Annotated in this window: 12 protein-coding genes; 6 read left to right on the top strand and 6 right to left on the bottom strand. The window is 73.8% G+C overall.

From position 1 onward, the window contains the following. Positions 1-19: 19 nt before the first annotated feature. From ACQEVJ_RS13760 to ACQEVJ_RS13750, 3 genes are all read right to left on the bottom strand, one after another. Positions 20-1,450, bottom strand: a complete 1,431-nt coding sequence (locus ACQEVJ_RS13760) for a sensor histidine kinase (RefSeq protein ID WP_433100818.1) — start codon at positions 1,448-1,450, stop codon at positions 20-22. Further along, complete coding sequence (locus ACQEVJ_RS13755) at positions 1,447-2,151, bottom strand: response regulator transcription factor (RefSeq protein ID WP_433100816.1); 705 nt, start codon at positions 2,149-2,151, stop codon at positions 1,447-1,449. Before ACQEVJ_RS13755 ends, ACQEVJ_RS13760 begins: the two co-directional genes overlap by 4 nt. 71 nt (positions 2,152-2,222) lie before the next feature. Continuing rightward, positions 2,223-3,758, bottom strand: coding sequence for a phytoene desaturase family protein (locus ACQEVJ_RS13750; RefSeq protein WP_433100814.1), 1,536 nt, complete (start codon positions 3,756-3,758; stop codon positions 2,223-2,225). A 346-nt stretch (positions 3,759-4,104) separates the two neighbouring features. On the opposite strand from ACQEVJ_RS13750, the gene ACQEVJ_RS13745 reads away from it, so the two are divergent. From ACQEVJ_RS13745 to ACQEVJ_RS13735, 3 genes are read left to right on the top strand one after another with little or no spacing between them, the layout of a single operon-like run. Then, positions 4,105-5,007 carry a pseudouridine-5'-phosphate glycosidase gene (locus ACQEVJ_RS13745; protein WP_433100812.1) on the top strand — a complete coding sequence of 301 codons (903 nt, stop codon included), beginning with the start codon at positions 4,105-4,107 and terminating at the stop codon, positions 5,005-5,007. Beyond that, entirely contained in the window at positions 5,004-5,942 is a 939-nt protein-coding gene (locus tag ACQEVJ_RS13740) for a carbohydrate kinase family protein (protein ID WP_433100810.1), read from the top strand. Before ACQEVJ_RS13745 ends, ACQEVJ_RS13740 begins: the two co-directional genes overlap by 4 nt. Positions 5,943-5,979: 37 nt before the next feature. Further along, positions 5,980-8,034 (top strand): hypothetical protein, encoded by a 2,055-nt coding sequence (locus tag ACQEVJ_RS13735; RefSeq protein WP_433100808.1) that lies wholly within the window; start codon positions 5,980-5,982, stop codon positions 8,032-8,034. On the opposite strand, the gene ACQEVJ_RS13730 is transcribed toward ACQEVJ_RS13735, so the two are convergent. Both ACQEVJ_RS13730 and ACQEVJ_RS13725 read right to left on the bottom strand, forming a co-directional pair. Beyond that, positions 8,018-8,461, bottom strand: coding sequence for a GNAT family N-acetyltransferase (locus ACQEVJ_RS13730; protein ID WP_433100806.1), 444 nt, complete (start codon positions 8,459-8,461; stop codon positions 8,018-8,020). The two genes, ACQEVJ_RS13735 and ACQEVJ_RS13730, sit on opposite strands and share 17 nt — an antisense overlap. A gap of 73 nt (positions 8,462-8,534) precedes the next feature. Beyond that, complete coding sequence (locus ACQEVJ_RS13725; protein ID WP_433100804.1) at positions 8,535-9,419, bottom strand: LysR family transcriptional regulator; 885 nt, start codon at positions 9,417-9,419, stop codon at positions 8,535-8,537. 95 nt (positions 9,420-9,514) lie between these two features. On the opposite strand from ACQEVJ_RS13725, the gene ACQEVJ_RS13720 reads away from it, so the two are divergent. Further along, positions 9,515-9,880 carry a YybH family protein gene (locus ACQEVJ_RS13720; protein ID WP_433100802.1) on the top strand — a complete coding sequence of 122 codons (366 nt, stop codon included), beginning with the start codon at positions 9,515-9,517 and terminating at the stop codon, positions 9,878-9,880. 5 nt (positions 9,881-9,885) lie between these two features. Here ACQEVJ_RS13720 and ACQEVJ_RS13715 read toward each other — a convergent pair whose 3' ends face one another. Beyond that, a complete protein-coding gene (locus ACQEVJ_RS13715) occupies positions 9,886-11,262 on the bottom strand; it encodes a cation:dicarboxylate symporter family transporter (RefSeq protein WP_433100800.1) in 1,377 nt (458 codons plus the stop codon). Positions 11,263-11,457: 195 nt separating this feature from the next. Here ACQEVJ_RS13715 and ACQEVJ_RS13710 point away from each other — a divergent pair, with 195 nt between their 5' ends. Then, a complete protein-coding gene (locus ACQEVJ_RS13710; protein WP_433112713.1) occupies positions 11,458-13,215 on the top strand; it encodes an ATP-binding protein in 1,758 nt (585 codons plus the stop codon). Then, positions 13,212-13,883, top strand: a complete 672-nt coding sequence (locus ACQEVJ_RS13705; RefSeq protein WP_433100798.1) for a response regulator — start codon at positions 13,212-13,214, stop codon at positions 13,881-13,883. Before ACQEVJ_RS13710 ends, ACQEVJ_RS13705 begins: the two co-directional genes overlap by 4 nt. The last annotated feature ends 39 nt before the right edge of the window (positions 13,884-13,922 follow it).

Below are 13,922 nucleotides of genomic sequence, written 5' to 3'. Positions count from 1 at the left end.
GGCCGTCCGGGAGGGTGAGTCAGGCGGGCGGCGGGGCGCCGGGGAGTTCGACCGTGGCGAGTGTCCCGCCTCCCGGCGCGTCCTCGATGGCGACCCGTCCCCCGGCGTCCCGCACGGCCTGCGCCACGATCGACAGGCCGAGGCCCGAGCCGGGCAGGCTGCGCGCCGACGGCGAGCGCCAGAACCGCTCGAAGACGTGCGGCAGCTCGTCCTCGGGGATGCCGGGGCCCTCGTCGCGCACGGTCAGCACGCCGGCCTTGAGCCGCACGGTCACCAGGCCCCCGGGCGGGCTGAACTTCACGGCGTTGTCGAGCACGTTCACCGCGGCCCGCTGCAGGCCGCGGGCGTCCCCGTGGACCTGCCACGGCTCCAGGTCGACGTCGAAGCGCAGCCCGGGGCCGCGCCGCCTGGCCCGCTCGACCGCCGACGCCACCACCTCGTGCAGGTCGATGTCGGACGACAGCTCGCCGCTCTCCGCCTTCCTCGACAGCTCAAGCAGGTCGCCGATGAGGCTCGACATCTCCTCGAACTGCTCCTTGACGTTCGCCAGCAGCCGCCGCTTGGCCGAGGGCTCGATGGCGCGGCCGGTGTTCTCGCTGCGCAGCAGCAGGTCGATGTTGGTGCGCAGGCTGGTCAGCGGGGTGCGCAGCTCGTGCCCGGCGTCGGCCACGAGCCGCCGCTGGCGTTCCTGGGAGCTGGACAGGGCGGTGGTCATCGTGTTGAACGACCGGCTGAGGCGGGCGATCTCGTCCTCCCCCTCCACCGGGATCGTCACGCTCAGGTCCTCCGTCCTGGCCACGTGCTCGACGGCGCGGGTCAGCCGCTCCACCGGGCGCAGCGCCGTACGGGCCAGCCAGAGGCCGGCCACGGCGGCGCCGAGCACGCCGAGCACGCAGACCGAGCCGAAGACGAGGGCGAGGATGCGGAGCGTCTGGTCCATCTCGGCGGTGGAGCGGAACACGCTGACCGTCACCGGGCCCTGCGGCAGGGGCGGCTCCGCGAACTGCGCGGCGTCGCCCGGCGGCCCGCCGAGACGCGGCTCATACCTGAAGGTGTAGACGAGCACGGAGGTGCCGTCGGTGGTGACCGCGTCGCGCAGCACGGGCTTGCCCCCGGAGACGGCCATCGCCCGCTCCCGCGCGGTCGGCGCCACCAGGGCCGACCCGGACGCGACGCACACCGAGCCGTCCGCCATGACGACCTGCCAGCTGCGCCCGGAGGGGTCCCAGTCGGGCCGCGGGCCCTCCCTGCGTCCCTGACCCGCGCAGTCCCGCAGCGCGAACCCGACCTGCTGCGCCGGCGGCCGCAGGTGCGTGATCGAGTCGACGATCTGGCCGCGCATCTCGCCGCGGACGAGCAGCCAGCACACCGCCGCCGCCACCGCGACGGCCAGGGCGACCGCGGCCGCGATCAGCAGCGTGAGCCGGGACCGGAGCGAACGCCGCCTCACGGCGACGACCGGAGCACGTAGCCCACGCCGCGAACGGTGTGGATCAGGCGGGGCTGCCCGCCCGCCTCGGTCTTGCGCCGCAGGTACATCACGTACACGTCGAGCGAGTTCGACGACGGCTCGAAGTCGAAGCCCCACACCTCTCGCAGGATCTGCTCGCGGGTGAGCACCTGCCGGGGGTGGGTGAGGAACAGTTCGAGCAGCAGGTGCTCGGTGCGGGTGAGGTCGAGCCTGCGGCCGGCCCGGGTGACCTCCCAGCTCACGGTGTCCATGCGCAGGTCGCCGAAGGCGATGACGTCGCCGCCGCTCTCGTTCTGCGCGTACTGCCCGCCGCGCCGCAGCAGCGCCCGCACCCGGGCGAGCAGCTCGTCGAGTTCGAACGGCTTGACCAGGTAGTCGTCCGCTCCGGCGTCCAGGCCGGAGACACGGTCGCCGACGGCGTCGCGCGCGGTCAGCATGAGGACGGGGAGCCGGTTGCCGGCCGCGCGCAGCCGGCGGCAGGCCGTCAGCCCGTCGAGCCGGGGCATCATGACGTCGAGGAGCACGGCGTCGTAGGTTCCCCGGTCGAGGAGGTCGAGCGCGGTCAGCCCGTCGGCGGCGGTCTCGACCGCGTAGCCCTCGAACTCCAGGCTGCTGCGCAACGCCTCCCTGAGGGCGGGCTCGTCGTCCACTACCAGCAGTTTCGCCGATTCCTCACGCACCGGCACAAGCTACCCGAGGGTCATGAAGGTTCCGTTAAGGGAGTGGGCCACGCGTAGCAGAGCATGTTTTGTCAGGCACGACCAAGCACGGCCATCGCGGCATTGTGACCGGGGATACCGCTGACGCCGCCGCCGCGCCGGGCGCCCGCGCCGCACAGCAACACCCGCTCGTGCGCCGTCTCGACGCCCCACTGAGCAGGCAGAGCCCCGTGGTCGCCCTCCTCGCCGTACGGCCAGGACAGGTCGTGGTGGAAGATGTGGCCGCCGGGCAGGCCCGCGTCCCGTTCCAGATCGAGCGGGGTCTTGACCTCCAGGCAGGGCTCGCCCGAGGGCGCGCGCAGCAGGCAGTCCTCGATGGGCTCGGCGAGCACGGAGTCGATCGAGGCGAGCGTGCGGGCCAGCGCCTCCCGCTTGGCCGCCGGGTCGGCGAACAGCCGCGCCGGCATGTGCAGGCCGAACAGCGTCATCGTGTGCGCCCCCGCCTCCCGCAGCTCCGGGCCGAGGATCGAGGGGTCGGTGAGCGAGTGGCAGTAGACCTCGGCGGGCGGCAGGTCCGGGACCTTCCCCGCGGCCGCCTGCGCGTACGCCGCGGCGAGCTGGTCACGGGTCTCGTTGATGTGGAAGGTGCCGCTGAACGCCTCGGCGGGGTCCACGGCGGGGTCCCGCAGCCGGGGCAGCCGCGACAGCACCATGTTGATTTTGAGCTGGGCGCCCTCGGGCTGCTCGGGCGTCTCCCCGAGCAGCCGGGCGAGCACGGCGGGCGGCAGGTTGGCCAGCACCTTCCCCGCGGTCACCGCGTGCTCCGCACCGTCGTCGAACGTGACCTCCCCGGTGCCGGGGTCGATCGCCAGCACCTCGGCCCCGGTGCGGATCTCGGCGCCGTGCCGCCGGGCGACCTCGGCGAGCTCGGCCGTCACCGCGCCCATGCCGCCGACCGGCACGTTCCAGTCGCCCGTGCCGTCGCCGATGACGTGGTAGAGGAAGCACCGGTTGGCCAGCAGGTCGGTGGCCGGATCGGCGAAGGTGCCGATCAGGGCGTCGGTGAGGACGACTCCACGCACCGTGTCGTCGGCGAACCGCTCGTCCGCCACCTCGCCGATGGGCCGTTCGAACAGGTCGCGCCACGCCTCGTCGTCCCCCACGACCTCCCGCAGGGCCGTACGGCCGCGCAGGGGTTCGAGCAGCGTCGGCGCGACCCGGCGCGCCACGTGGGCGGTCATCCCGTAGAACCGCTCCCAGGCCGCCAGGTCGTGCCGTCCCCCGGTCACGGCCTCGAAGGAGGCGGCGGTGCGCGCGGCGTCCTCGTTGTCCACGAGCAGGCCGGTGTCTCCGGCCGGGGTGTAGGAGGCGAAGCGGCGGCGGCGCAGGTCGAGACGCAGCCCGAGATCTTTTACGATCTTCGTGGGCAGCAGGCTGACCAGGTAGGAGTAGCGCGACAGCCGCGCGTCCACGCCGGGGAACGCGCGGGCCGACACGGCGAGGCCGCCCACGTGGCCGAGGCGTTCGAGGACCAGCACGCTACGCCCGGCCCGCGCGAGGTAGGCCGCCGCGACGAGGCCGTTGTGCCCGGCGCCGGCGATGACGACGTCGTAGTGCGAACGTGGCATGGAGCGTTCTCCCGGGTCGTACGTGGCTCGGTGTCGCGGTTGCATGCGGGCCGGATGCGGATTGTGGCGGCGGGCATGGGAGGGTCTCGTAGGGGGTGACGGCAGGAGATGGCAGCGGGTGGGCCTGGGCGGACGCCCGCAACTTATCGCAAGATCCCCCACAAGACTCGGGCAGAATATGCCGAAGCGGACAATCTTCCGCTGGTACGAGAAGTAAACGAGCGATCCGGAGGGGCGCGCCGCCGGTCTGGACTGAGGTGCGCGCGGGAGCGAAGCGACCAAGCGCGCCTTCGGTACGGCCAGGCGGGTATGAGCGCCCCGATGGTGAGCGGGAAGCAGGAGAGACATGCGCGTTTCCGATGAGGTCGCCGAGGCGCTGGCCACCGGCCGTCCGGTCGTCGCCCTGGAGTCCACCATCATCTCCCACGGGCTTCCCCAGCCCCGTAACCTCCAGGTCGCCCTCGAACTGGAGGACCTCGTCCGGCAGGCGGGGGCCGTGCCGGCCACAGTGGCGGTGCTTGACGGCGTTCCCCGGGTGGGCCTGGACAAGGACGGGCTGGAGCGGATCGCGACCGAGCCGGACCTACGCAAGCTCGGCTTCCGCGACCTCGCCCCGGCCGCCGCGCTCGGGCTGAGCGGCGCCACGACCGTCTCGGGCACCTCGTTCCTGGCCGCCAGGGCGGGCGTGCGGGTGTTCGCCACCGGGGGTCTCGGCGGCGTCCACCGCGGCTGGACCACGGTGCAGGACGAGTCGGCCGACATCGACACTCTCAGCCGCACCAGGATCACGGTCGTGTGCGCGGGGGTGAAGTCGATCCTCGACGTGCCCGCGACGCTCCAGCGGCTGGAGACCAAGCAGGTCACCGTCGTCGGCTACCGGACCGACGAGTTCCCCGGCTTCTACCTGCACAGCTCCGGGGAGCCGGTGGACTGGCGCATCGAGACGCCGCAGGAGGCCGCCGGCGTCATGCGGGCCCAGGACGCGCTCGCCGGGCTGGACACGGCGCTGATCGTGGCCAACCCGGTCCCCGCCGACCTGCAGCTCGACCCCGCCCTGCACGACCGGGTGCTCGCCGAGGGCCTGCGCGCCGCCGAGGAGCGCGGGGTCACCGGGCAGGCCATCACCCCGTTCCTGCTGGAGTACCTGGTCGAGGGCACCGGTGGCGCGTCGCTGGAGGCCAACCTCGCGGCCGTACGCGGCAACACCCGCCTGGCCGGGGAGATCGCAGCCGCCTGGGCGGCCGGGTGAGCGGTCTGCTGGTGATCGGCGACGTGGTCACCGACGTCGTCGCGCTGCACGACGGCCCCGCGGCCACCGGCACCGACACGCCCGCCGACATCGCGTTGCATCCGGGCGGCTCGGGGGCGAACACCGCCTCCTGGGCCGCCCGGCTCGGCGCCGACACCCGCCTGCTGGCGCGGGCCGGGTACGACACCGGCGAATGGCACGCGGCCCAGCTGGTCAAGGCCGGGGTCCGGCCGCACCTGCGGATCGACCCGGAGCGGCCCTCGGCCGTCGTGATCGCGATGGTCGACTCCACCGGGGAGCGGTCCATGCTCACCAATCGCGGGGCGAGCGGCCACATCGGGGCCGGCGACTGGACGTCCGATCTGCTGGACGGGGTCGGGCATCTGCACCTGTCGGCGTACACGATGTTCGCCGAGCCGGGCCTGGAGCTCGTGCGGCTGGCGATGCGCGAGGCCGCCGGGCGCGGGATCCCCGTCAGCGTCGATCCGGCCTCCTGCGGGCCCCTGCGCGCGTTCGGCCCCGAGCGGTTCCTCCGCGAGACGGCCCCGGCGGGCGTCGTGATCCCCAACCTGGAGGAGGCGCTGCTGCTCGCGGACACCGCGGATCCCGAGGTGGCGGCCCGCACGCTCAGCGCCCACTACGGCACGGCGGTGGTCAAGCTGGGGGCCGGCGGTGCCCTGCTGGCCCGCGATGGCCGTATAGTCGCCAGAGCGGCCGCGCCCCCGGCGGAGGTGGTCGACTCGACGGGCGCGGGAGACGCGTTCGCCGCGGGGTTCCTGGTCGCATCGATGGCCGGGAGCCCTCCCGAGGAGGCCCTGCGCAAGGGGTGTGAGGCGGGTGCTGCGGCGGTCGCGCAGGTCGGCGCCCGGCCGGATCCTGGGAACTTTACCCTATTGACACCAATTGCTGGTTTGCGGCGTAAGCTGCACCATTAGCAACATGCGTCACTCTCGGGAGGGTGCGGTCATACCGATGGACGCCGAGTCAACGATCTGCCTGAGCGACCTGGTCCCGGCCCTGCGCTGGAGCCGTCCTCAGCAGGTGGCCGAGATGCTGGCCGACCCGCGCCTGCCCGGCGGCTGGTGGGCATCCGTCGGGATCGGCCGCGCGATGCGGGCGACCGGCGTTGACTGGCTCTGCGAGCGGCTCGCCCGCCTGGCCGTCGGTCGCTGGGACCACCTGCCCCTCACCGACCTGCTCCCGGCGCTCCAGGTGCACACCGTGGACCCGGCCATGCCCGGCTGGCCCGATCCCGTACGCACGGTGGTCAACCACCTCGGCGGGTGGTACCGGTTGCGCCGTTTGACGCCGTGCGATCTCCAGGCCCCGGCCGCTCCCGCCTCGCCCGAGGTCCTCCTGACCACGGTGTTCCGGGAGGTGTTCGGGCGCCTGGAGAGCGAGCTGGCGTCCGGACAGTCCGCGCAGGCGCCCGCGGGGGGCGAGGCCGCGCCCCAGGCACAGGTCCAGGCGCCCGCCGTTCCCGTCTCCGAGCCCCTCCCGCAGGCCGCGCCCGGAACGACGTCGCAGCCGTTCCCCCAGGCCGGGCCCTCCTCTCAGCCCTTCCCCCAGGCGGGGCCCTCCTCTCAGCCCTTCCCGCAGGTCGCCGCCCCGGGAACCACCTCGCAGCCGTTCACCCGGCCGACCGCTCCGGCGCCCGGGCAGGCCGCCCAGACACCCGCCCAGGCACCCGGGCAGCAGGGACACGGGCAGCAGGGGCAGGCACCCGGCCGGCCGGGGCAGGGCGCGCCGTCGCCGGCCCCGTCGCCCGCCTTGCAGGCACCTGTCGCGGAGCCGGTCAAGCCCGCCACCCAGCCCTTCGCCCGGCAGTCCGGAGCCTCGCTCCCGCAGCCCGAGGCCGCCTCTGCCCAGCAGCCCGCGGCCGAGGCGGCGCGGGAGCGGCAGCCGGCCGACCTCAGCGCGCACCCGATGGTCGCGATCATCGAGGGCCTGTTCCGCGGCTGGGACCCGCTCGCCAGGGCCGTCGCGGCCGAGCGGCTGTTCGCCGCGGAGCCGATCAGCCTGCGCACGCTGGCGCACAACCTCAACGTGGACCGCGAACTGCTCTCCCAGGCCCAGCGCACGGCCGAGGAGCGGGTGCTGCTGTGGCTGCGCTCCCCCGACTCCGCGCCGCTCACGGGCCATCTGTTCGGGCTCACCGAGTGGCTGGGCGCCGCGGCCACCCAGGAGCAGCTCATCGCGGCGGACCCGTCGCACCCCATCGAGGTCCCGGCCCTCGGCACGCCGCTCTGGCGGGTGCTGGTGACGCTGATGCCCGACCGCCGCCTGCAGGACGGCTGGCTCGTGGCCGGCGACCTGGCGGGGCTGCGTGAGAAGACGCGCCAGCTGCTGGCGAGCAAGCCCGTGGACGCCGACGTCGTGGAGTTGCTCGGCCAGCTCGGCATCCGCGCCCACTCCGCCAAGGCGTGGCTGGACTCCATGCCGCAGGCGAGCTCCCCGTCCGAACCCGGCCCCCTGCCCACCCGGCACGGGCCCGACCTGACGGCCAAGCCCGCGCCGCTGCCCCGCCGTACGCCGGGCGCGAACGGCCACCACCACGGCCGCGGCGGGGTCCCGATTCCCTCGCAGGCCAACAACGGGCCCGACGCCGGCACCGCGCTCGCCGCGCTCGCCGCGCTCACGAACGGCAACCTGAACGGAAACCCGGCGGGCGGCAACCTGGCGGGCGGCGTGCCCCGGCCGCATCTGGTGCCGAACCCCCGCCCGACCTCCAGCCCGGCCTCAGACCCGCGCCGCTGGCAGCGGATCGACGTCACCAGCGGCCATCTGCGCGGCGAGCCGGTGGCGGTCCCCGAGGGGTACGCCGCCCAGCTCGGCATGCGCCCGGGGACGCTGCTGTCGGTCACCGGCCCGGGGGACAACGCGGTCGTCCTGGTGTGGCGCGACCGGCAGCCGGTGTTCGACTCGCTCCAGCCGGTCCTGATGCGGCTGAACGCGCGGCCCGGCGACTCGGTCTACGTGACCGTGGACGGCTATCGCCTGGACGCCCAGCTCACATCTTCGGTCTGAGCATCTTGCGGTAGTAGGTGGCCGACACCTCGTAGCCGAGGGCGCCGTAGAACTCGGCGGCCCGCCGGGTCGCCAGCGCGACGTATCCGGCCTGCCGTGAGCGCGCCCACGTCTCGAACTCCTCCAGGAGCCTGCGCCCGATGCCGTGGCGGCGGTAGCCGCTGTCGATCATCGCCTCCTCCACCCACGCGACCCTGCCGTTGGCGAACAGCGTGAGGTGGGTGAAGCCCAGCAGGTAGCCGCGTACGGTCCCTTCGATGGTGGCGACGATGAGGAAGGCGTCCTCGTTCTCCAGGAGTTGCGGCAGCGCCGCGTCGAACGGCGCGCGCTCGGGCCGGAACGTCAGCGCGAACTCGCGGGCGAGCGCGAAGATCTCGTCCGCGTCGGTCTTCTCGGCCCTCCGGAGCTGGAGATCACCAGACGTCATGAAATGGACTCTAGGAGTACCTAAGCACATACGTCCAATCCGCCACGAGATCGGCGGCAGGCGAGACGGCCCCTCAGGCGGAGGTGACGCCGAAGGCCCGCCGGACGTGCCGTACGAACTCGCGTACGGCGGGGCCCTGCCCACCGCGCCACACCAGCGCGAGCAGGGCGGGCGTCTCGGCGTCCTCGATGGTGAACACGGTGAGCCGGTCGCGGTGGGCCGCGGCCATCGACTCGCTGAGGACGGCGACGCCGAGTCCGCGGGTCGCGAGGTCGGCGACGGCGTCGGCCGCCCCGGCCTGCAGCGCGATCACCGGCTGGAGGCCCCGGGCCGCGCAGGCCCGGTCGAACACCGTGCGCAGGCCGGTGCCGTACGGCATGCAGACGATCGGGTGCGAGCCGAGGTCGCGCAGGGTGACGCCGTCCCGGCCCGCGAGGGGGTGGCCGGGCGGGACGGCGGCGACGAGCCGCTCGCTGATGATCGTCAGCGTCTCCAGGCCGTCCGGGGCGGCGGCGAGCCCGGCGAGGGCCAGGTCGAGGGCCCCGGAGCGCACGCGCTCGACGAGCCGGTCGGAGTTGTCCTCCAGCAGGGCGATCTCGACCCCCGGGTGGGCCCGGTGGAACGCGGCGAGGGCGTCGAACAGCGGCGTGACGGTGCAGCCGACGACCATCCCGACGGTGAGCCGGCCCCGGATGAGGCCGGTCACCTCGCCCACCGCCTGTCCCAGCGCCCCGGCCGCGGCGAGCGCGGCGCGGGCGTGGTCGAGCGCGGCCTTCCCCGCGACGGTCAGCGTGACGCTCCGCGCGGACCGGTCGAACAGCTCGGCGCCGAGTTCGCGTTCGAGCTGCCTGATCTGGGCGCTGACGCCGGACTGGCTGATGTGCACCCGCTCGGCGGCGCGGGTGAAGTTGCGCTCCTCGGCGACCGCGACGAAATACTCCAGCTGGCGCAGTTCCATAACCAGTAATTCTAGTTCCCATCCGATCCATCTGTTGGACTTCTGGTAGGCGCCTCGGCAGGCTGGAGCCCGTACGAGAGTTCGGGAGGAATCAAATGCCGGAGTACGAGAAGGCCATGCGGCCGGAGGACATCACCCGCCTGTTCGTCGAGCGGTCCAATGCCGGGGACGCCGCGGGGGTGGCGGCCCTGTACGAGGAGAACGCGGTGCTGGCCTACCCGCCGGGCGGCGTGACGGCCGGCCGGGAGGCGATCCGCGCCCTGTGGGAGAAGGTGCTGGCCAACCGCCCCCGCTTCGAGCCCGAGGAACCACTGCCGACCCTGGTCAGCGGAGACATCGCGCTCACCTCGACCCCGCCGAAGGACGGCGCCGGCGCCCGGGCCCAGGTCGTACGGCGCCAGCCCGACGGAAGCTGGCTGCGGGTGCTCGACCAGCCGGAGTTCCGGCCGCCCGCCCGCTGATCCGATTACGGGTGAGCCGCCGGGGCGGCGGGGGCGCGGCCGGCCTCGGGGGCCGGGGCGGCGTCCTCGTCGCCCAGGAACGTCGCCTCGTCGAAGGGGACCCGGCCGGCCAGCACCTCCTCCGCCCGCGAGCGGTCGAAGTCGCCCACCCACGTGCCGATCAGGACGGTGGCGACCGCGTTTCCCGCGAAGTTGGTCAGCGCCCGGGCCTCCGACATGAACCGGTCGATGCCCACGATCAGGCCGACGCCGTCCACGAGGGCCGGCCGGTGCGACTGCAGGCCCGCCGCCAGAGTCGCGAGGCCTGCGCCGGTGACCCCCGCCGCCCCCTTGGACGCGATGATCATGAAGACCAGCAGGGCGATCTGCTCCCCCGTGGAGAGCGGGAAACCGGTCGCGCGGGCCACGAACAGCGTCGCCATGGTCAGGTAGATGGCGGTGCCGTCGAGGTTGAAGGAGTAGCCGGTCGGGACCGTGATGCCGGCGACGGTGCGGCTCACCCCCAGGTGCTCCATCTTGGCGATCAGGCGCGGCAGCGCCGACTCCGAGGAGGACGTCGACAGGATGAGCAGGAACTCCCGGCCGAGATAGCGCAGCAGCGACAGCAGGCTGATCCGCGCGCCCAGCCACAGGACCGCGTTGAGCACGAGCCCCACGAACAGCAGGCACGTCAGGTAGAACCCGCCCATCAGCACGGCCAGGCTGCGCAGCGCGTCGAAACCGCCCGCGCCGACCACGGCGGCCATCGCGCCGAACGCGCCGACCGGGGCCGCCCACATGATCATCGCCAGGACGCGGAAGACGAGCCGCTGCAGGTGTTCGAGCCCTCGCAGGATGGGCGCCGCGCGCTCCCCCATCGCCTGCAGCGCGAAGCCGGTCAGCAGCGCGACCAGCAGGGCCTGCAGCACCTGGCCCTCGGTGAACGCCGAGACGAAGGTGGCCGGGATGATGCCGAGCAGGAACGACGTCGTGTCGCTCTCGCCGCCCTTGGCCGCCTGCTCCTCGGCGGCCTTGCGCAGCTCGTCGGTCAGCTGGAGCCCCTCGCCGGGGTGCAGCAGGTTGCCCACGAGCAGGCCGACGGCCAGCGCCACCGTGGACATGACCAGGAAGTAGCCGATGGCCAGCCCGCCCACCTTGCCGACCTTCGCGGCCTGGGCCACCGATCCGACGCCGAGCACGATCGTGCAGAAGATGATCGGACTGATCATCATTTTGATCAGGGCGACGAAGGCCGTGCCCAGCGGCTTCAGCGCGACCCCGGCGTCCGGCGCCGCCAGCCCGACGGCGATCCCGAGGAGGACCGCGGCGATCACCGCCAGGTACAGATAATGGGTCCGGTCCCGGGGCGCCCGGTCACCGGCGCGGGTCAGTGTGGTCGTCACGCGACCCTCCTCGTCCTCATACGGCCCGCGACGACGCGGGCGGAGATGCGATCTGGTCGGTGACTATGCGCCGCGGTAGTGACCTGGGTCACTATTGCGTACATTTCGTTCACGGCGGTTTTCACCGGCGCGCCCCTCGGCCGTGAATCCGCGCAGACCCGCATGTGGAGCGAGGACGCTGAGGCCGTGACGACGATGACCGCCAGGCTCGGACGCTGGAGCCTGGCCCGGCAGGTGCTCGTGCTGCAGATCCTGGTCGTCGGGGTCACCGTGGCCGGCGCCACCCTTCTCGGCTTCCTGCGTACGCGTGAGCTTCTCGGCGACGAGGCCGCGAGGACGACCAGGGCGGTGGCGATCAGCGTGGCCGACGCGCCCACCGTGCTCGACGCGCTGGACGACCCCGACCCCTCGGCCGTGCTCCAGCCGTACGCGGAGCGGGTGCGCACGGAGGCCGGGCTCGACTTCATCACGATCATGAGCAGGGAGGGCCGCAGGTACACGCATCCCAACCCCGGGCAGATCGGCGGGCGCTTCCTCGGCAGCACGGCTCCCGCGCTGGCCGGGCGCACGTTCACCGAGACCTACACCGGCACGCTGGGGCCGTCCGTACGGGCCGTCACCCCCGTACGGGACGCCACCGGCAGGGTGCGGGCACTGGTCAGCGCCGGCATCACGGTGGCGAAGATCAGTGCCGAGGTGCGCGGGCAGATCGGCTCGGCCGTCCTCACCGGCCTGATCGGCCTGGCGGCGGGCATCGCGGGCGCCTACCTGGTGGGCGCCCGCCTGCGCCGCCAGACGCACGGGCTGGGCCCGGCGGAGCTGAGCCGCATGTACGAGTACCACAACGCGATCCTGCACGCGGTGCGCGAGGGGCTGCTGCTCGTCGACCGGGACGGCCGGCTGACGCTCGCCAACGACGGCGCCCGCGAGCTGCTCGGCCTGCCCGGGGACGCGGAGGGACGGCACGTGGGCGACCTGGGCCTGTCGCCCTCGCTGGCCGCGATGCTCGGCTCGGGGGAGAGCCGGTCCGACGAGATCCACCTGACCGGGGAGCGCGTGCTGGTGGCGAGCGCCGCCGTGGTCCGCTCGGGCGCGCGCTCGCTCGGCACGGTGGTCACACTGCGCGACCACACCGAGCTGCAGGCCCTCACGGGGCAGCTCGACGCCGAGCGCGGCTTCGCCGAGTCGCTCCGCTCGGCCGCCCACGAGGCGGCCAACCGGCTGCACACGGTCGTCGCGCTCGTGGAGCTGGGCCGCGCCGACCAGGCGGTGGAGTTCGCCACCGCGGAGCTGCGGATGGCCCAGCGGCTCACCGACCGCGTGGTGGGCGCGATCCGCGAACCCGTCCTCGCGGCGCTGCTGCTCGGCAAGAGCGCGGCGGCCGCCGAGCGCGGGGTCGACCTCGTGATCAGCCCCGGCAGCGAGCTCGACGACATCGCCCTCGACGCCCGCGACCTCGTGACCATCGTCGGCAACCTGATCGACAACGCGATCGACGCCGCGGTGCAGGGCGCAGTGCAGGACACGGTGCAGGACACGGTGCAGGGCACGGTGGAGGGCACGGTGGAGGGCGCAGTGCAGGGCGCGCCGCCCGGCCGGGTCCGCGTCCACCTGCGCGCCGAGGACGGCACGTTCCTGATCCGGGTCGCCGACAGCGGTCCCGGGCTCGACCCCGGCGTCGTACGGGACGTGTTCCGGCGCGGCTGGTCCACGAAGGGGGATGGCCGGGGGCTCGGCCTCGCGATGGCGGGGCAGGCGGCCCGGCGCCTGGGCGGTTCCATCGAGGCGGGCGCCGGTGATCGGGGTGCGGTCTTCACCGTACGGCTCCCGCTGCCGCCCCGGCCGGCCCACACCGGCGTGGAGCGCGACCCTCGCGAGGCACGCCCGGGGTACGGCGCGGAGCGGGCGGGCGCTCCCGGCGGCGGCTGCTCGCCCGAGGAGGTGCGGCCGTGATCTCGGTCCTGATCGTGGAGGACGAGGAGCTCACGGCCGAGGCGAACCGCCTGTACGTCGAGCGGGTGCCGGGCTTCCGGGTCGCCGGCGTGGCCAGGTCCGGCGGCGAGGCCGTCCGCGCGCTGCGCCGCGAACCGGTGGATCTCGTGCTCCTCGACCTCTATCTGCCGGACATGCACGGGCTGGACGTCTGCCGGGCCATGCGGGCAGCGGGCCTCCCCTCCGACGTCATCGCCGTCACCTCCGCGCGGGACCTGTCGGTGGTCAGGTCGGCCGTCTCCGCCGGGGTCGTGCAGTATCTGCTCAAGCCCTTCACCTTCGCCCTGCTGCAGGAGAAGCTCGAACGGTACGCGGCGTTCCGGTCGTCGATCAGCGGGCCGGGCGAGGTCAGCGGCCAGGGCGAGGTGGACCGGGCGCTGTCCACCCTGCGAGGAACCGCCCGCCCCCATCTGCCCAAGGGGATGACCACCGACACCCTGGAGGCCGTGGCGGGCGCGCTGCGGGACGCCGTCGGCGGCATGTCGGCCCAGGCCGTGGGCGCGGCCGTGGGCGTGTCCCGGGTGACGGCCCGGCGCTACCTGGAACACCTCGTCGAGACCGGCGTCGCCCGCCGCGTCCCGCAGTACGGCGGCCCCGGCCGCCCGGAACTCCGCTACACCATCGCCTGACCGAATCCACAGGGCCCGCGGACCGACTGAGGCATTTGT

Source organism: Microbispora sp. CA-102843 (genome assembly GCF_050936215.1).
GTDB lineage: Bacteria > Actinomycetota > Actinomycetes > Streptosporangiales > Streptosporangiaceae > Microbispora.
The sequence above is the reverse complement of the archived record's forward strand: the minus strand, read 5'-3'. Positions and strand labels throughout refer to the sequence as shown.